The organism is Christiangramia marina (assembly GCF_048285865.1).
GTDB classification, from domain to species: Bacteria; Bacteroidota; Bacteroidia; order Flavobacteriales; family Flavobacteriaceae; genus Christiangramia; species Christiangramia marina.
In genome coordinates this window covers 332,324-350,354 of sequence record NZ_JBLVTK010000001.1, presented here as the reverse complement: position 1 = coordinate 350,354, position 18,031 = coordinate 332,324, and the positions used below count along the sequence as shown (strand labels likewise).

Annotated in this window: 14 protein-coding genes; 9 read left to right on the top strand and 5 right to left on the bottom strand. The window is 39.7% G+C overall.

The features are described 5' to 3' along the window. The first annotated feature begins 6 nt into the window (after positions 1-6). From ACNKXS_RS01560 to hemL, 3 genes are read left to right on the top strand one after another with little or no spacing between them, the layout of a single operon-like run. On the top strand, positions 7-942 hold the full coding sequence (locus ACNKXS_RS01560) for a 1-aminocyclopropane-1-carboxylate deaminase/D-cysteine desulfhydrase (protein WP_417919343.1): 936 nt from the start codon (positions 7-9) through the stop codon (positions 940-942). Further along, the gene (locus tag ACNKXS_RS01555) at positions 939-1,748 is read left to right on the top strand and encodes a glucosaminidase domain-containing protein (RefSeq protein WP_417919342.1); all 810 of its coding nucleotides are present in this window, start codon (positions 939-941) and stop codon (positions 1,746-1,748) included. Before ACNKXS_RS01560 ends, ACNKXS_RS01555 begins: the two co-directional genes overlap by 4 nt. A 12-nt stretch (positions 1,749-1,760) precedes the next feature. After that, the gene (gene hemL, locus ACNKXS_RS01550; protein WP_417919341.1) at positions 1,761-3,050 is read left to right on the top strand and encodes a glutamate-1-semialdehyde 2,1-aminomutase; all 1,290 of its coding nucleotides are present in this window, start codon (positions 1,761-1,763) and stop codon (positions 3,048-3,050) included. 40 nt (positions 3,051-3,090) lie between these two features. Here the strand turns inward: hemL and ACNKXS_RS01545 are convergent, their stop codons facing one another. After that, on the bottom strand, positions 3,091-3,687 hold the full coding sequence (locus ACNKXS_RS01545; protein WP_417919340.1) for a sugar O-acetyltransferase: 597 nt from the start codon (positions 3,685-3,687) through the stop codon (positions 3,091-3,093). 3 nt (positions 3,688-3,690) lie between these two features. Then, complete coding sequence (locus ACNKXS_RS01540; RefSeq protein WP_417919339.1) at positions 3,691-5,205, bottom strand: GH3 auxin-responsive promoter family protein; 1,515 nt, start codon at positions 5,203-5,205, stop codon at positions 3,691-3,693. A 111-nt stretch (positions 5,206-5,316) separates the two neighbouring features. On the opposite strand from ACNKXS_RS01540, the gene ACNKXS_RS01535 reads away from it, so the two are divergent. Then, positions 5,317-6,114: a DUF2797 domain-containing protein gene (locus tag ACNKXS_RS01535; protein ID WP_417919338.1), complete on the top strand. Its 798-nt coding sequence runs from the start codon at positions 5,317-5,319 to the stop codon at positions 6,112-6,114. A 53-nt stretch (positions 6,115-6,167) separates the two neighbouring features. On the opposite strand, the gene ACNKXS_RS01530 is transcribed toward ACNKXS_RS01535, so the two are convergent. Continuing rightward, positions 6,168-8,870: an AsmA family protein gene (locus ACNKXS_RS01530; RefSeq protein WP_417919337.1), complete on the bottom strand. Its 2,703-nt coding sequence runs from the start codon at positions 8,868-8,870 to the stop codon at positions 6,168-6,170. Positions 8,871-8,895: 25 nt separating this feature from the next. Further along, positions 8,896-9,561, bottom strand: a complete 666-nt coding sequence (locus ACNKXS_RS01525) for a queuosine precursor transporter (protein WP_417920127.1) — start codon at positions 9,559-9,561, stop codon at positions 8,896-8,898. A 154-nt stretch (positions 9,562-9,715) separates the two neighbouring features. Here ACNKXS_RS01525 and folK point away from each other — a divergent pair, with 154 nt between their 5' ends. Continuing rightward, positions 9,716-10,852, top strand: coding sequence for a 2-amino-4-hydroxy-6-hydroxymethyldihydropteridine diphosphokinase (gene folK, locus ACNKXS_RS01520; protein ID WP_417919336.1), 1,137 nt, complete (start codon positions 9,716-9,718; stop codon positions 10,850-10,852). 1 nt (position 10,853) lies between these two features. Here the strand turns inward: folK and ACNKXS_RS01515 are convergent, their stop codons facing one another. Continuing rightward, positions 10,854-11,390, bottom strand: a complete 537-nt coding sequence (locus ACNKXS_RS01515) for an RNA methyltransferase (RefSeq protein ID WP_417919335.1) — start codon at positions 11,388-11,390, stop codon at positions 10,854-10,856. A gap of 148 nt (positions 11,391-11,538) precedes the next feature. On the opposite strand from ACNKXS_RS01515, the gene ACNKXS_RS01510 reads away from it, so the two are divergent. From ACNKXS_RS01510 to mutS, 4 genes are all read left to right on the top strand, one after another. Continuing rightward, the gene (locus ACNKXS_RS01510; protein WP_417919334.1) at positions 11,539-13,371 is read left to right on the top strand and encodes an ABC transporter ATP-binding protein; all 1,833 of its coding nucleotides are present in this window, start codon (positions 11,539-11,541) and stop codon (positions 13,369-13,371) included. 110 nt (positions 13,372-13,481) lie between these two features. Continuing rightward, positions 13,482-14,582 carry a hypothetical protein gene (locus tag ACNKXS_RS01505; RefSeq protein ID WP_417919333.1) on the top strand — a complete coding sequence of 367 codons (1,101 nt, stop codon included), beginning with the start codon at positions 13,482-13,484 and terminating at the stop codon, positions 14,580-14,582. Between the two features lie 131 nt (positions 14,583-14,713). Then, entirely contained in the window at positions 14,714-15,130 is a 417-nt protein-coding gene (locus tag ACNKXS_RS01500) for a hypothetical protein (protein WP_417919332.1), read from the top strand. A 91-nt stretch (positions 15,131-15,221) separates the two neighbouring features. Further along, on the top strand, positions 15,222-17,792 hold the full coding sequence (gene mutS, locus ACNKXS_RS01495) for a DNA mismatch repair protein MutS (protein ID WP_417920126.1): 2,571 nt from the start codon (positions 15,222-15,224) through the stop codon (positions 17,790-17,792). Positions 17,793-18,031: the final 239 nt, after the last annotated feature.

The following is an 18,031-nucleotide window of genomic DNA, read 5'->3' as shown; positions in this document are numbered from 1 at the left end:
GCAGTTATGAATTCCATTTTTCAGACTTCTGAAGTTATTGTTTCTGAAAATCAATTTGTTGCTGAATTTTCAAATTCAGTGACTTTATATATCAAGCGTGAAGATCTTTTGCATTCTGAAGTGTCCGGGAACAAATTCAGAAAACTGAAGTATTCCCTATTGAAAGCTTCAGAATTGAAAAAGGACTATTTGCTCACTTTTGGCGGTGCTCATAGTAATCATATCGCAGCCACGGCAGCAGCCGGAAAACTGGAAGGTATCTCAACTATTGGTTTCATTAGAGGGGACGAACTGGAATTTAAGAAAGAAAAATGGAGTCCAACATTGAAGTATGCAGATTCCTGCGGAATGAAACTAACGTTTATTAGTAGAGAAGCATATCGGGATAAAGATTCTGAAGCATTTCTGAATCAATTGGAATCACAATTTCCCGATGCGATGATCATTCCTGAAGGTGGAACAAGTGAACTGGCGATCAAAGGTTGTGAAGAAATTCTTTCTGAAACCGATGGGGAATATGATTATATATGTTCTTCAGTAGGAACCGGAGGCACTATGGCCGGGCTTGTTAATGCTTCTCTCTCTCACCAAAATATACTGGGTTTCTCAGCACTCAAATCTGAACACCTTTCCGAAGAAATTATGAGAATGACCACCAATACGAACTGGTCCATCAATACCGATTATCATTTTGGGGGTTACGCGAAGACTAGTGCTGAATTAATTGAGTTTATGAATGATTTTTTCAGAAAAACCGGAATCAAACTCGATCCGGTTTATACCGGGAAATTACTTTTTGGTATTTTTGATCTTGCGCAGAAAGATTATTTTCCAAAGGGTTCAAAGATCCTGGCAATTCATACCGGAGGCCTGCAGGGAATAGAAGGAATGAACGAGAGATTAAGAAAAATAGCGCAGCCACAAATTATAACCGAACTATGAAATTGAATAGAATTTTACTGCTGCTCATTGTCGCCGTTTTTGCTGTTTCCTGCGGAAGTCGTAAAAAGGTGGATACCAGGAAAAATGATGTTGTGAAAAGTGATCGACGGGAAGAGAATAAAAATTCCCCAGCAGAAATCGTTGATGATGTGCGGGAAGAAATGCCGCGCAATTCGTACCATTATCGAATAGAGGATTATATTCGGGATTATGCCGGTATTGCCCAGGAAGAAATGAAATTATATAAGATCCCGGCGAGTATCACACTTGCACAAGGAATTTTAGAGTCTGGTGCCGGTAATGGGCAGTTGACCAGGCAGGCAAATAATCACTTTGGTATTAAATGTCATGATTGGAATGGTGAAAAAGTGTACCATGATGATGATAGAAAGGGAGAATGTTTTAGAAAGTATAAGCACGCAAAATATTCGTACAGGGATCACAGCCTGTTCCTTTCGGGACGAGGTAGATATTCAGAACTTTTTGAACTGGATGCTGATGATTATGAAGGCTGGGCCAAAGGTTTAAGAAAGGCCGGTTATGCGACAGACAGGCGCTATCCAGATAAATTGATCGATCTTATTGAGCGTTATGAGCTGTATAAATTTGATGAAAAAATCAGGGGAAAGTCTACTCGAAACTATGCTGCACAACCTGAAACTACAAGCGAAAGTCATGTGGTTCAAAAAGGAGACACCTTGTATTCGATCTCCAAAAAATACGATACTACAGTTGAAGATATTAAACGAAGGAACGGCCTGAACGGAAATAACATCTCCATTGGCCAGATCCTGAATGTAAAATAGAGGAATAGAGTTATGATTTATAAGAGAAGTAGTGCCTTGTTCACAGATGCTAAAAAAGTAATTCCGGGCGGGGTGAATTCACCGGTGAGGGCTTTTAAAGCTGTTGGAGGAGATCCTGTTTTTGTAAAGCGCGCCGCAGGAGCCTATTTGTATGATGAGGATGATAATCAATTAATAGATTATATAAATTCATGGGGTCCGTTAATTCTGGGCCACGCCCACAAACCGGTAGTAGATGCTGTAGTTGAAAAAGCGAGGATGGGAACATCTTTTGGAACGCCTACAGAAATTGAAACCAGGATCGCAGAACTGGCGGTTAAAATGGTACCCAACATTGATAAAATAAGAATGGTAAATTCCGGGACTGAAGCCTGTATGAGTGCTGTGCGACTGGCCCGAGGTTTTACCGGAAAAGATAAGATCATCAAATTTGCAGGTTGTTACCACGGGCATAGTGATTCCTTCCTGATACAGGCGGGGAGTGGCGCAGTAACCTTTGGATCACCAAATAGTCCGGGAGTTACCCAGGGAACGGCTAAAGACACCTTACTGGCTAATTTTAATGACCTTGAAAATGTAAAAGAGCTGGTAGAAGCGAATAAGGAGGAGATCGCCTGTATTATTCTGGAGCCGGTTGCAGGTAATATGGGATGTATTCCACCAGCTGAAGGATTTTTAAAAGGTTTGAGAAAACTATGTGATGAAACCGGAATTCTACTTGTTTTCGATGAGGTCATGACTGGTTTCAGGCTTGCGGCCGGAGGTGTACAGCAGCGGGAAAACGTTGTTGCTGATATTGTTTGCTTCGGAAAAGTGATTGGAGGTGGATTGCCTGTGGGAGCTTTTGCAGCTAGAAATGAGATCATGGATCATCTTGCTCCCATTGGACCAGTGTACCAGGCCGGAACATTGAGTGGAAATCCATTGGCTATGGCTGCAGGGTTAGCTATGCTAACAGAATTGGACTCTAATCCAGAAATCTTTAAAAGCATTGATAAGAAAACAGCCTACCTACACGAGGGTATGGAAAAAGTATTAAAACAAAATGAGATCGATTTCACAATCAATAGATACGGTTCTATGATCTCGGTACATTTTGGACTGGATGCTGTCACAGATTTTGCTTCCGCGGCAAAGTCGGCGAACTTAGGGACTTTTAATAAATTCTTCCACGGGATGTTGGAGAACGGAATTTATATCGCACCAAGTGCCTATGAAACATGGTTTATAAGTGATGCACTTAGTTACGAAGATCTTGATCGAACGATCGAGGTAGTAGATAAAGTAGCCAAAACACTTTAGTAATATTAGATCCGGCTGTAAAATTACTGTCGGATCTTTTTTAAAATCTTCTATCCTTAAAATAGAAGTCTTCATCAGCTTTAGTGATCTCCCTGATCACTTTGCATGGATTTCCTGCTGCGATCACATTGGAAGGGATATCACGGGTTACCACACTTCCAGATCCAATTACTGTATTATCACCAATACTCACCCCTGGATTTACTACTGAATTTCCACCTATCCAGACATTATTACCAATTGTCACAGGAATCGCATATTCCCATTCTTCATTTCGCTTAGTTGCATCTATAGGATGTCCGGCGGTAAAAATACTTACGTTTGGAGCGATCATTACATGATCACCTATCCTAACTTCAGCACAGTCCAGTATGGTTAGATTATAATTCGAATAGAAGTGGTTTCCAAGGTGAATATTGTAGCCGTAATCGCATTGAAATGGCGGCTGAATATAAAATTCTGAAGAAACTGAACCCAGAATTCTGCGAATTAGATCGTGTCTTTCCGTAATTAGTTCAGGAGATATATTATTGAAATCAAAACAAGTTTTCTGGGCATGCAGTCGCTCTTCAAATAAATCTTTGTCTGAAGCTTTATAGGCTTTCTCGCTGAGCATCTTTTCTTTCTCGCTCGCCATAGACTAGTTGCTTAATTCCAGCAATTCCTCAAGATAAGTCCTGGAATTTGAAAGTCTTGGTACTTTGTGCTGGCCACCAACTTTATTGTGCATTTTCAACCAATCGTAAAATAAATCAGGACGTGCCTGGTGTACAAGTGGCGCGTTAAGGGTCATATTATTATACCTCTTTGCCTCATAATCACTATTAACCTCCTGCAAGGCAAGATCCAGCTGAAACTTGAAATTATCGAAATCTTTTGGCTCGTTCTTGAATTCGATCATCCATTCATGGGCACCTTTCTCACGGCCTTCCATAAATATTGGCGCAACCGTATAATCCTTGATCTCACAGTTTGTTAAAAGGCAAACCTTTTTGAGCGCAGATTCGGCATTTTCAATGATAAGTTCTTCACCAAAAACGTTGATATGATGCTTGGTTCTTCCGGTAACTTTAATGCGGTAAGGATTGGTATTGGTAAACTTAATGGTATCACCAATCTTATAGCGCCACAAGCCGGCATTTGTCGTGATTACTACGGCATAGTTCACGCCTATTTGCACTTCATCAAGCGGGATCGCGTGTTCCAGGGCAGAGCCGTAGCTATCCATAGGGATAAATTCATAGAATATCCCATAATCCAGCATGAGGAGCATTTCTTTGGAATCGTTAAGATCCTGACAGGCGAAAAAGCCCTCAGAAGCATTGTAGATCTCATAGAACCTGAAATCTTCCTTCGGTAATATTTTCTGGTACTGGGAAGCATAGGGCTCGAAACTTACTCCGCCATGAAAATAGGCTTCCAGGTGAGGCCAGACTTCAAATACGTTTTCCTTGCCGGTACTTTGCAGTACATTATTCAGTAAAACCAGCATCCAACTAGGAACACCGGCAAGACTGGTCACCCGTTCCTTAATGGTTTCGTTTACAATTGCCTGCATTTTGGTTTCCCAATCATGCATCAACGAAACTTCATTACTTGGTGTGCTGCTAAACTCTGCCCAGAAAGGCATATTATCTATAAGAATGGCAGAAAGATCTCCGTAGCTGGTTCCATTTTCCTGGTAAAGTTCCTTGCTTCCTCCCAGACGCAAACTTTTACCGGTAAACATCTGTGAACTAGGATTGTTATTCAGGTAGATACAGATGAGGTCTTTCCCGGCAGCGTAATGGCAGGCTTCCAGTGAATCCTGACTAACGGGAATAAATTTACTTTTTGCATTGGTCGTACCGCTTGATTTTGCAAACCATCGAATAGCTCCCGGCCAGAAAATATTATGTTCACCTTTACGGCTTCGCTCAATATCACTTTCTATATCTTCATATTTCTGAATAGGAACACGTTCCCTGAATTTCTGGTAATTATTGATCTCAGAAAAATGGTAGCGCTTTCCGACTTCAGTATTCTTTGCTTTGGTAATGAGGTTTCGAAGCAGCTCTTGCTGTACCTCATGAGGATACTTAATGAACAATTCCATTTGATGAATTCTCTTCTTTAAGAACCAAGAAGCAATGGAGTTGACTAATGGAATTGGCATTATTTATTTCTATCTTTAAGCCTTGTTTTGCCGGCGTGACGTTATCTGGTTAAAAATAACGGATTCTTTGAAGCCTGCAAAAAAATAGTTTAGTCTTAAAAATAAAATTCAATGATCTATAGCGGTGTCCTTACCAAAATGAGAACCGAACTTAGCGATACAGTACAGTATTATTTAGTCTGGAAGGATGATTTCATTCATATGAATCAATTGATAGGCAAGAAAATAAGTATCAATTTTCTCAAATATGAGTGTTTAAACTGTGGGCTTCAGAAGAAAATTTTCAGACAGGGTCTATGTTATGATTGTTTCAGCTCTATACCGCAGGCTGGGGAATGGGTGATTAGCCCGGAGAAAAGTAAAGCGCATTTAGATGAGGAAGATCGTGATCTGGAGTATGAAAAGAGATCGCAGCTGCAACCGCATATCGTCTACCTGGCAAATTCAAGTGATGTAAAAGTTGGGGTGACGCGCAAAACCCAGGTGCCTACAAGATGGATCGATCAGGGTGCGCATGAAGCGATCGAAATTGTGGAGGTTCCCAATCGTTACCTTGCCGGTATTACGGAGGTTGCCTTAAAGAATCATGTAGCTGATAAAACCAACTGGAGGAAGATGCTAACGAATGATGTGCTTGATCTGGATCTTCATGCTGAAAGAGATAAACTGAAGCAATTCATTCCAGATGAAGCGCGTGATTATTATCTCGCCAGTAACAAGGAGACTGAAATCAAATTTCCAGTAGAGAAATACCCTGAAAAAGTAAAAACCCTGAATTTGAGTAAGAGTCCGTTTTATGAAGGCTTATTACGCGGGATCAAAGGTCAGTACCTCATCTTTGATGATGGAACTGCATTTAATGTAAGAGGGCACGAAGGTCACGTAGTCGAGATCAAAGTAGTGCTGTAATTTTAGATACAAATCAAAAAAAAGCAGAACCGGAAGGTTCTGCTTTTTTGTTTCTAATTGTTTTTAATAGTGGTATCGGTTTTCTTTTTGTTATTCTTAAGGATGCCACCCAGAATATTCTTTGCAGCATTCTGAACCTGCTCCTTCTGTGATTTCTGAATACTATCAGATTTAGTCGTTTTACTTTGAGCGATGCTGTCCTGTTTTACAGCAGTTGTATCATTTTTACTGAAAGGTTTTTTGGGATCACGTTTCCCCTGAAGGATATCATTGATCGCGTCTACAGCCTTATCTTCCAGCTTGCCTTTTTGTTTTTCAACCACCTTCTGGGTAAGACTGTTCACCGCCTGCTGCATATTTAAATTGATCTTTGGATTCTGAAAACTTCCGGTGATTCCAACGGGTAGTGCAACCATCATATTGGAGAAGTCCTCACCACTCAGTTTTCCCAGTGTTCCGCCAACATCATTCCCAAGATATTTTGCCGGAATGTCCAGCTTCAGGTCATAGTTCATATTCATATCGAAACCATGAGTACCACTAACCTGGAACTTTACTCCTTTAATGTCAAAATCAAATGGTGCAATAGCTACCTGCCCATCATTAAATGAAAGTTTCGTCTTGAGGTTGGAAAGATCGATCTTATCGAAATTGATGAAACCAAGCTGACTATCAAGTTTTGACAATAATGCTGCTTGTTGCGGGTCGAGTTCTGCAGTAAGTAACTCTGCAAGCGCATCACCCACAAGGCTGGTAAGTTGCGGGGTAAGATCCTCATTCAGGTTACCCTTTAAATTTACTTTGGACTGTACTTTTCCTTTCATGGCTTTTGCCAGTGGAGCAAGATTCTGCATAAGTTCAAGTCCGTTAAAAGAGGACGCGATATCCAATGAATTAAGATCGAGGTTCATCTCGAAAGTAGGAGTAGGGTTTTTTGTGGATACAAATCCATTGGCACCAATACTACCATTAAAGATATTGGTGGACACGTTCTGCAATCTGGCAGATTCATCTTTGATAATCAATAATCCAGTTACATTCTTTAATTCCAGATTATCATAAAAAACCGTATTAGCATCAAATTGTAACTGAATATCCAGAAAAGAAGGGATCTTTACGGCTTCCTTTCCGGTAGTCTTGCTTTCTGTCTTTTGTGCACCATCCTCCGTGGTAGTTGTAACCTCTTCAGTTTCAGCTAACATGAAATCATTTACAGAAAACACATTAGATCTAGCTTTAAAATTACCTTTTAGCTGCTGATCTGTAAACAGAAATCCAATCAGGTTTTGAATGGTTCCATTCGCAGTAAGATCGGTTTTTCCGGTGGTAAGCTTCAATTCAGGAACACTTACATTCCCCTGGTTAAAACTCATATTTGCATTGGAAATATTGATCTTGTTTGGAATTTCAGGAGAGGCATAACTAAAGTTTGAAATAGAAGCCGTTCCCTTACTTTGTACATTTTGATATTGTTCTTTTTCAATAGAATTCATATCGAAACTGGTCTGTACATCTGCAGTAAGCCTTCCATTTAGATCCTGTTCAAGCTCCAGCGGATAGGCTTTGTTGAGGTTAGCCAGATTTATACTTCCCTTTAAGGCTAGACTTACCAGCATATTTTCAGTAAGATTGCTCACTTTTCCATTGGCAGAAAATTGATCTTCATCTATTCTGAAGGTAGCCGTATTGATATCGATATAGGTGTCTTCTGCAATTCCCGTGTCATTAAGAATCACCATATCCAGATTGATATCCTGAACACTTTTAGGCAGTTCTGGATATTTGAAAGAAGCGTTACTGGAAGATATTTTCACGTTCAACTTCGGAATATAAGTATCGTCAGCTTTTCCGAAGATTCTACCGTCAACGATAAAGTCTCCGTTGGTCTCCACGTTTTCAATATTCTGCGCGTAAGTTTGCGGAATCACCGCCAGGAAATTTTTGAAATCTGAAGAAGGAGTTTTGAAACTCAGGTCCATCTCCGTATCATTTTCATTTACCTGTACATAACCATCAAAGGTTAATGGTAACTGGTTCACCATGGCTTCGTTTTCAAGAAACGTATAGCGCATGTTCTCCAGGTCCATTTCCAACACAGCATCAAGGCTAACAGAATTCTGATTCAGATAATTTACTCCGTCATAATCGAGGCTTACCAGCGCTTCGGAATAGGTTTCCAGTTCAGAAGTAGCAAGAGAGAAATCGCCATTACCTTCATGATTCAGGTTTTCAACATCCAGAGCGATCTTAGCCGACTCATCCTTATACTTGATCCTAGTATTGTTAATTTCGTAGTGCTTCAGGTCTAGGCTGAAGCCTGTAGTGGTCGAATCTCCGGCGGTTGCCGTGGTATCTTCAATAGCAATATCATAATTAGCTTGCCCCAGCGAGTCCACTTTGATATTCAGATATGCGTTATTGATCTTTATCTGATCTACTTTTTTAGGTTCAGAACTACTCTTAAAAAGTTCCTTGACAGACATTTCCAGAATGATCTCCTCACTAAGTGCCAGGGTATCTCCTTTAAAAGGTTCATTATTTATAATGCTAAGATCCTCGATCACCAGAGTGGCATCCGGAAAATTTCGAACCATACTAAGGTTAATATCTTCAAAATCTACCTGAGCATCCATGTTCTCGTTCAAAGTCTTCCTCACGAGATCCTTCAGCTGAGATTCAAATACAAAAGGTGCAATCACTAATAAGATGATGATCGTGAGTAGTGTAAATCCAATTATTTTAAATGCTTTTTTCATAATTCTATATTTTAGAACAGCTATGCTATTCGAGAGTAGGTTGATCAAATTGTATTTCTTCCGTAGGCTTCAGCTTAAAATATTTTCTGAAGGCGAAAACCGCAGCATACAAAAATGGTGTGTCTATCGCAGCGATCAAAACTTTAAAAAGAAATCCACTCAATAAAAGTCCGCCAAAGAGTTCCCATGAAATTTTATTAAATGTACAGAGCAGGAATAGGACCGAGAATGTATCTACGAACTGGGAGAGGAAGGTAGAGAAATTGTTTCTTAGCCAGAGATGTTTCCCACGTGTAAGTTTCTTCCAGAAATGAAATAACTGAATGTCCACATACTGAGCCAGTAAATAGGCAACCATGCTGGCAAAAACCGCAATGGCTGTAGCTCCAAAGACCCGTCCAAAAATTTCGTTACCAATAGGTGACCAGTTGGTAGCAGGTACATAATCTGCGATATAAATAATAAATAAGGAAAAAACCGAGGCAAAGATGCCAGTAGTTACTACCTGGTTGGCCTTCTTTTTTCCATAGATTTCGCTAATAGTATCGGTGATCAAAAAAGTGATTGGATATGGTAAAATTCCTACGGAAATCTCAAAAGTGTATATTCCGAAGAAATCCCAGTAAAAAAACTTTTGAAAGATCAGGTTGGAGACTACCAGAGAGGTAATGAACAACGCGCTCAGGATCATATAAATTTGTAAAGCCCTGTGCTTCTTTTTCCGGGAAAGTTTACTCAAATTTTTTTATTAAGTCTTGCTGCAAAATTAAGAGTATGTGCTTTTGTTTTGCTTAATTTGCTGTGAAATTATTTGAAGCTACCTATTAAAATTTTCTTAATCCGTTTTGAATTCCCCTAAAACAGTACTATTGGCCTTAGGTAGTAACCTTGGCGACCGTCTAGGTTATTTGCAAACTGCACTTGATCAAATTCATGAAAATATTGGTTGGGTTCGGGAGGTTTCAGGTATTTACGAAACTCCGGCCTGGGGATTTGAAGGAAATTCATTTTTCAATGCTTGTACGAAGATCGAAACAAGGCTGGATGCACAGCAAATTCTAAAAAATTTACAGGCAATAGAAAATGAGCTGGGGCGAGAGAGAAATAATTCTGGTGTCTATCAAAACCGGGTAATTGATCTGGATCTTCTAATTTTTGAAGATGAGAGCATTCAGGTCGAAAACTTGCAGATCCCGCATCCCGGAATTCCAGATAGAAAATTCGTTTTACTACCGCTTCAGGATATTGCGGCAAAGGAAATTCACCCGGTTATTAAAAAATCTTATCGCGATCTACTGGCAGATACCAGTGATACTTCAGAAATCAATAAGGTTTCAGAGAAATTAAATATTCCGGGTAAGAAGTATAATTTTCCTGGTTGTAATTATATCGCGGTAGAGGGAAATATTGGTGCCGGTAAAACCAGTTTTTCCACGATGGTTTCCGAAGATTTTAATGCAAAACTGATTCTCGAACGCTTTAAGGACAATCCATTTTTACCTAAGTTTTACGAGGATAAGGATCGCTACGCATTTTCATTGGAAATGTCTTTCCTGGCAGACAGGTATCAGCAACTCTCAGATGACCTGGCGCAGTACGATCTATTTAAGGATTTTATCATCTCAGATTATGACGTGTTCAAGTCGCTTATTTTTGCAAGAATAACACTTCATGAAGATGAATATTCACTGTATCACAAGTTGTTTCATCTAATGTATAAGGAGTTGGTGAAGCCGGAACTTTATATCTATTTGTATCAAAATACAGACAGGTTGCTTCAGAATATCAAGAAAAGAGGCAGGGATTATGAGCAGAATATTCAACCGGAGTATTTGATCGAGATTAATAAGAGTTACCTGAACTTTATCAAGTCTCAAAGTAACATGAAGGTTCAGATCATCGATATTTCAGACCTGGATTTCGTGGCGAACCGGCAGGATTATTTAAAGCTTCTGGCCGAAATCGATAAAGCTGTAAACTAGTTTATCGCTGTAATTTCGAGAAAAGGTCCCACAACACGACTCCAGTGCTTACTGATATGTTTAGAGAATGTTTGCTACCCAGTTGAGGTATTTCAATAACCGCGTCACTGGCAGTTACTACTTCCTGTTGCACACCTTTTACTTCATTCCCGAATATCACTGCGGAAGTCTGATCCTTCAAAGGTTCAAATTTATTCAGCATCACAGCATCTTCGGCCTGTTCTATAGCGTAGACCTTTTTTCCTTCCTGCTGAAGTTTTGTGACAAGCTCAAGAGTATCTTCCACATATTCCCATGCGACAGTTTCCGTGGCACCCAGAGCAGTTTTTTGGATATCCTTGTGTGGTGGTCTGGCAGTAATCCCGCATAAATAGATCTTTTCGATCAAGAATGCATCGGCAGTTCTAAAAACCGATCCAATATTATTCAGACTTCTAATATTGTCCAGAACGATGATAATGGGAGTCTTGGTTGCCTCTTTAAATTCTGAAACCGTTTTCCGGTCCAGTTCTGCATTTTTAAGTTTCCTGTTGGCCATGCTGGCAAAAATAGCAAAACTTCAGAAGCAAATAGGGCTATCCAATTTCGCAGCTTGTACAACTGTTAGGATTAAGTTGTAATTACGACCTAAGCAGCTCATTTTTTATCGCTTTCGCTTAAATTGCAAGGCATCCAAAAATTAGAATTTGCCAAGAAGAAAAAAGACCTTAGAAGCCAATAAGATCAATTTTAGAGAGAGTTTTGCCTCTCTAAAATTCGTTCCCAGATTTTTTAAAGAAATAAGGAAAGTGAATCCATCACTTTTTTATGCCAATATTTTTGGTCGTGTTTTAAATGCGGTGTTACCGGTGATCATGCTTTTGCTGGGAAAATTGATCATTGATGAAGTGATCCTGCAAATAGGCAATGAACTAAAAGACCTGGATAGATTATGGATGCTGGTGGCGGCAGAATTTGGACTGGCTATACTTTCAGATCTGTTAAGTCGTGGGATTAGCTTAAGTGACGCACTTTTAGGCGATCAGTACTCTATTGATACATCGGTAAGAATAATAAAAAAAACTTCAGAGCTTAATCTGGATCAGCTTGAAGATTCTGAATTTTATGATAAACTGGAAAGAGCGCGGCAGCAAACCACGGGAAGAGTAGGATTAATGTCTAATATTTTAACCCAGGGTGAGGATGTCATTGTGATTATCTCTTTACTTGCCGGGGTTGTTGCTTTCGAGCCGTGGTTAATCATTCTTTTGATCGTTTCGATCATTCCTACCATCATCAACGAGATCAAGTTTAGCGGAACAAGCTATTCTCTGGCCCGTAGCTGGACCCAGGAAAGACGGGAACTTGATTACCTGCGCTATGCGGGTGCCAGTGATGTTACTGCAAAAGAGGTGAAGTTGTTCGGGCTCTCAGATTACCTTGCGGGAAGATTTCAGAATCTATCAGCCAAATATTATAAGCAAAGTAAGAGCCTGGCGAAGCAAAGAGCTGGTTGGGGTTCAGTTTTTAATATTGTTGGAACAGGAGCCTATTATGGTGCTTATGTTTTTATCATCTTTAGAACCGTTGCCGGGATCTTCAGTATTGGTGACCTGACATTCTTATCTGGATCCTTCAATAGATTGCGATCTAAACTACAGGGTTTCTTCACCCGCTTTACTCAAATTACCGAGAGTGCTCTTTATCTTCAGGATTATTTCGAATTCCTGGATCTGTCCTTTAGCAATGAAAATTCAGAAGAAAAGCTTGAGTTACCAAAAGAGATCAAACATGGTTTCGAGTTCAAAAATGTTGGGTTTAAATATCCAAAGTCTGAAAAATGGGTGGTTAGAAATATCAATTTTCACTTAAGAGCGGGAGAAAAACTAGCCTTTGTTGGTGAGAACGGAGCTGGTAAAACAACTTTGATCAAACTGCTTCTACAATTTTATGAACCTACGGAAGGGGAGATCTTACTTGATCACGTTCCAATTCAAAAGTATAACCAGGCGGCGTATCAGCAATATTTTGGCGTGATCTTTCAGGATTTTGTGAAATTTGAATTGACGCTACGTGAGAATATTGCTATGGGTGAAATTAGAGAAATAGGTAATCAATCCCGAATAGATAGTGCTGCTCAGAAAAGTCTGGCGCAGGAAGTAGTTTCAGAATTACCGCTTGGATATGCACAGCAGCTTGGGAAAAGATTTAAGAACGGGAAGGATCTTTCTGGGGGTCAGTGGCAAAAGATTGCGATCGCCCGGGCTTATATGAAAGATGCAGAGGTGCTGATCCTTGACGAACCAACTTCGGCTCTCGATGCCCGTGCAGAAACCGAAGCATTCCAGCGCTTTATTCAATTAACTCAGGGTAAAACTGCGGTGATCATTTCGCATAGATTTAGTACCGTGCGTATCGCAGATCGAATTATGGTTTTAAAAGACGGTCAGGTAGAAGAAATTGGAACTCACCAAGAGTTGATGGCGAATGATAAATTATATGCTGAGTTGTTTAATTTGCAGGCTGCGGGTTATCAATAGGTATCGATTATTTCCATCCAGAACAATAACAAAAATAATACTCTCAATTATCCTTAATGCCAGTGATTTATAGTAGTTTCGGGCTTTTTTAATTTAAAATACGGAGCTAAATGGGAAAATATTGTTCGCTTGTTTTAATGGGACTATTCCTTTGCATTCAACCTTTAGTAGCACAAGAGGAATTCAAATTTGGAGAGATTATAACTTCCACCAATGATACAATTGAAGGCTTAATTTTATACCAGACCGATCAAGAATTAGTTTCAGGTTTTGAATTGAAAAGCAACGCGAGTTCAGTAGTGCAGAACTTTGGGCCAGAAAATGTGAAAAGTTTCAATTTTGATAATGGTAGATACTTTGAATCTATCAAAATTAAATTACCCAATGGCGAAGAAAAAACTAAATTTTTCAAAAGGGTCCTGGAAGGTAAAATAGATCTTTACCTACATAGGATAGATGGTCAAAGTAAACCTAATTTCTATTTAGTAAATAATAGTACAAATAAGAATTCCTATCTTATCTATCCTAAATCTGAAGAATATGAACATGAGTATTCAACTTACAATTTCAGTAACAAACGCTATCTTGGACAGTTGAAAGTTTTGAAGGAATCGAAATCACCATCTTTTGAAGAGAAGTTGAAATTTACAGAGAAAGATATCTTAGCGAACCTTGAGAAATATAACCAGCAATATCAAGATTCATTCGTCAATAAGAAATACGAGGAGCCAATAGAGATTTCTTATGATTTAAGTGTTGGCTTTACAAATACAGCAGGAGATTACGCATTAAGATTTGCTCTTTATCGCAACAAACAACAAATTGATAAAACCAGAAAATTGTTCATAATCAGAGGGATTACCTATAATGCCTGGGCGGATCAAGAACGAAATTATTCTACGGAAGGTACAGGAACTGCAAATTATTTCAGGCATGTTTTAAGCATTTTGCCGTATGGAATTAAATATCAAACCAATTCCGGTACTTTTAGGCCATATTTTTACGGAGCTCCCGGTGTTGCTATATTTATGGATAAGGCTTATACATATTCCAACGGTGAAGACACCGGTATTGACACAAATATCTACCCTGTCCCAGTTATAAATTTTGGAGCTGGGGTGAAAATAAAAGTAAAAGATTCTTTTTTCTTTACTGAAGTCACTCCGGCCATCGACCATGGTCTATTTTTAAATGTAGGATACTCATTTTAGAATTCCCTAGACAGTAGTGAGTCGCACTAAAGTTATGTGCGATGTAATTTTAATAATTCTAGTATTACGCCTTCGATGTTTAAGACTGCAATCAACAGATCATTTTGCTAACTTTCTACTAAATTTTGCTATTGGAATTACATACGAAAAGACTTTTGCTTGATTTCGGACTTATGATCCTGATCTGGATCGTGCAACTGGTTATATATCCTGGACTTTGTCATTACGGGCAGAATGAACTTGGTGACTGGCATAAAAAATACACCGGAAGAATTGGGGTGATCGTGGGACCTTTAATGATCTTACAATTGATCGTTGCGGGTTGGCAATTTTTCCTACATCAGGGTGTTTATGAGATTACGAGCTTACTGTTTATAGTAGCATTATGGCTGCTGACCTTTCTTATTTTTGTGCCTTTACATAATTCGATCAAACCATCTGAAAGTTGCGAGCATATCACCGGGAAACTGGTTTCCAGAAATTGGGCCAGAACTATTCTATGGTCAGCACTATTTCTTCTGACGCTTCTTGTCGAAATTTTAGATTAAATTTTCGGGCAAAGTCCTGAATCTTTACATTAGCATTCCATAAAATCCCGGAAAATTGGCAGAGAAGAAATCGCAGAAGGTGACCCCTTTAATGAAACAGTACAATAGCATTAAGCTGAAATATCCTGATGCCATGCTGCTTTTCAGGGTTGGGGATTTTTATGAAACTTTTGGGGAGGATGCAGTAAAGGCTGCGCGAATTCTCAATATCGTACTTACCAATCGTAATAATGGTGGTGAGCGCACGGAGCTGGCGGGCTTTCCTCATCATTCACTCAATACCTATTTGCCAAAATTAGTCAGAGCAGGTCAGCGAGTTGCGATTTGCGATCAGTTAGAGGACCCGAAAATGACTAAAACGATCGTTAAAAGAGGCGTGACCGAACTGGTTACTCCCGGGGTTGCGTTTAACGACGATATATTAAGCAGTAAATCGAATAATTTTCTTTGTGCCGTTCACTTCGGAAAGAAAAACCTGGGAATTTCTTTTCTGGATATTTCTACGGGTGAATTTTTATGCGCACAGGGAAATCAGGAATATATTGATAAACTACTTCAGAACTTTTCACCTAGTGAAATTCTTGTTCAGAAGAAGTATAAGAAGGATTTTACATCGGCTTTTGGTAAGGATCATCATTGTTTCTTTCTCGACGACTGGATCTTTAAAAGTGACTATGCTCATGAAACTCTCAACGATCACTTCGGAACAAAATCGTTGAAAGGTTTTGGTGTAGATCATCTTGAGGAGGGTATTGTAGCTTCTGGGGCGGTGCTCTATTACCTTGGAGAAACCAGGCATCATAGGCTTCAACATATCGTTTCTTTAAACCGAATCGCGGAGGAGCAGTACGTATGGATGGACAGGTTTACCATCAGGAACCTGGAATTGTATCATTCCAATGCGGCAAATGCTGTGACCTTACTTGATGTGATCGATAAAACGATCTCACCAATGGGCGGCCGACTTTTAAAACGCTGGCTGGCACTTCCACTCAAGGATGCGAACCTTATAGAACAACGACTGGAAGTAGTAGATTTTCTACTGAAGAATCCAGACAGGTTGGAAAGAATTCAGGAGCAATTGAGAGAAATGAGCGATTTGGAACGTCTTATTAGCAAGGTTGCTACTCAGAAGATCAGTCCGCGTGAAGTGAACCAGCTAAGGCATTCGCTGAATGCTATCATTCCAATTAAAGAACTCTCTCTGGAATGCGATAATGAAGCGATCAGGGTTATTGGGGATACTTTAAATAGCTGCGATCTGTTGCGTAGCAAGATTTCTGAAAGTATAACGGAAGAAGCACCGGTCAATGTTCAGAAAGGAAATGTGATCGCAAAAGGTTTTTCTTCAGAATTAGATGACTTGCGAGCCATCGCTTTTTCTGGAAAGGACTACCTGGATAACATGATCAAGCGTGAAACACAGGAAACAGGCATCACATCCTTAAAGATCGGGAAGAACAACGTGTACGGTTATTATATCGAAGTTAGAAATACACATAAAGACAAGGTGCCGGAGACCTGGAATAGAAAGCAAACCCTCGTAAACGCTGAACGTTATATAACGGAAGAACTTAAGGAATACGAATCTAAGATTCTGGGAGCAGAGGAGAAGATCCAGCAACTTGAACAGGAATTATTCTCAAAACTGATCTCCTGGATGGCTGAATATATTGATCCAGTACAGCGAAATGCAAAGTTAATCGCACGACTGGATTGTCTTGCTTCGTTTGCTCAACTGGCGAAACTGGAGAATTATTCCCGACCGTCTATCACCGATAGTCATGCACTGGCGATCGAAGAAGGAAGGCACCCAGTGATCGAGAAGCAGTTACCATCTGGAGAAGTTTACGTGACTAACAATGTTAATCTTGATCGAGAGGATCAGCAAATCATTATGATCACTGGTCCAAACATGAGTGGTAAATCGGCTATTTTACGACAAACTGCGTTGATCGTTCTTATGGCTCAAATGGGAAGTTTTGTACCCGCGAAAGCTGCAGAAATTGGTTTGGTGGATAAGATCTTTACCCGGGTAGGAGCGAGCGATAATATTTCGATGGGAGAATCTACTTTTATGGTAGAAATGAATGAAACTGCGAGTATTTTGAATAATATTTCTGAAAGAAGCCTTGTGCTGCTTGATGAAATTGGAAGAGGAACCAGCACCTATGACGGGATTAGTATCGCCTGGGCGATTAGCGAGTATTTGCACGAACATCCGGCCCGGCCAAAAACATTGTTCGCTACACATTACCATGAGCTGAACGAGATGTGTGAAACCTTTATGAGGATTAAGAATTATAATGTATCGGTCAAGGAATTAAAGGATAATGTGCTGTTTCTTCGGAAGCTTGTGCCCGGAGGTAGTGAACATAGTTTCGGGATACATGTCGCAAAGATGGCAGGAATGCCGCAAATGGTGTTACATCGAGCAAACAAAATTCTTGCGAAACTGGAAGCTTCTCACTCGATGGAAGATTCTGGTGCGGTAATGAAAAGCTCTGCGGAAGAGGAAATGCAGCTTAGTTTTTTCAATCTTGATGATCCATTACTGGAAGATTTGAAGCAGGAGCTATTGGGAATCGATATAGATACACTAACGCCTGTAGAAGCCTTGATGAAGCTTAATGAGATCAAGAGAATGCTCAGTAAGCAGTAAAAATTTTTAAGTGTTGCACTTTAAGTATGGCAGTTAATTATTGCTGATGAACGAATTGAGTGAAAGTTGTTCAATTCCTCATTGCTGATAATGAAGAGGTAAGCATCGTGGCTGGAAAGAATTAGTTTTGAGTCAGCTTTTTTCTTAAATAATTCTTTGCTGTTATAAGATTTGTTTTAAATTTGCCTCCGCAATAAACGCTATGATAAAAAGCGTTTTGTTCTTTAAAATCGCGAAAA

Bases quoted from the DNA above. Each gene is read 5' to 3' on its own strand.
- ACNKXS_RS01560 (WP_417919343.1), top strand. From the start codon at position 7: ATGAATTCCATTTTTCAGACTTCTGAAGTTATTGTTTCTGAAAATCAA.
- ACNKXS_RS01555 (WP_417919342.1), top strand. From the start codon at position 939: ATGAAATTGAATAGAATTTTACTGCTGCTCATTGTCGCCGTTTTTGCT.
- hemL (WP_417919341.1), top strand. From the start codon at position 1,761: ATGATTTATAAGAGAAGTAGTGCCTTGTTCACAGATGCTAAAAAAGTA.
- ACNKXS_RS01545 (WP_417919340.1), bottom strand. From the start codon at position 3,687: ATGGCGAGCGAGAAAGAAAAGATGCTCAGCGAGAAAGCCTATAAAGCT.
- ACNKXS_RS01540 (WP_417919339.1), bottom strand. From the start codon at position 5,205: ATGCCAATTCCATTAGTCAACTCCATTGCTTCTTGGTTCTTAAAGAAG.
- ACNKXS_RS01535 (WP_417919338.1), top strand. From the start codon at position 5,317: ATGATCTATAGCGGTGTCCTTACCAAAATGAGAACCGAACTTAGCGAT.
- ACNKXS_RS01530 (WP_417919337.1), bottom strand. From the start codon at position 8,870: ATGAAAAAAGCATTTAAAATAATTGGATTTACACTACTCACGATCATC.
- ACNKXS_RS01525 (WP_417920127.1), bottom strand. From the start codon at position 9,561: ATGATCCTGAGCGCGTTGTTCATTACCTCTCTGGTAGTCTCCAACCTG.
- ACNKXS_RS01515 (WP_417919335.1), bottom strand. From the start codon at position 11,390: ATGGCCAACAGGAAACTTAAAAATGCAGAACTGGACCGGAAAACGGTT.
- ACNKXS_RS01505 (WP_417919333.1), top strand. From the start codon at position 13,482: ATGGGAAAATATTGTTCGCTTGTTTTAATGGGACTATTCCTTTGCATT.
- mutS (WP_417920126.1), top strand. From the start codon at position 15,222: ATGAAACAGTACAATAGCATTAAGCTGAAATATCCTGATGCCATGCTG.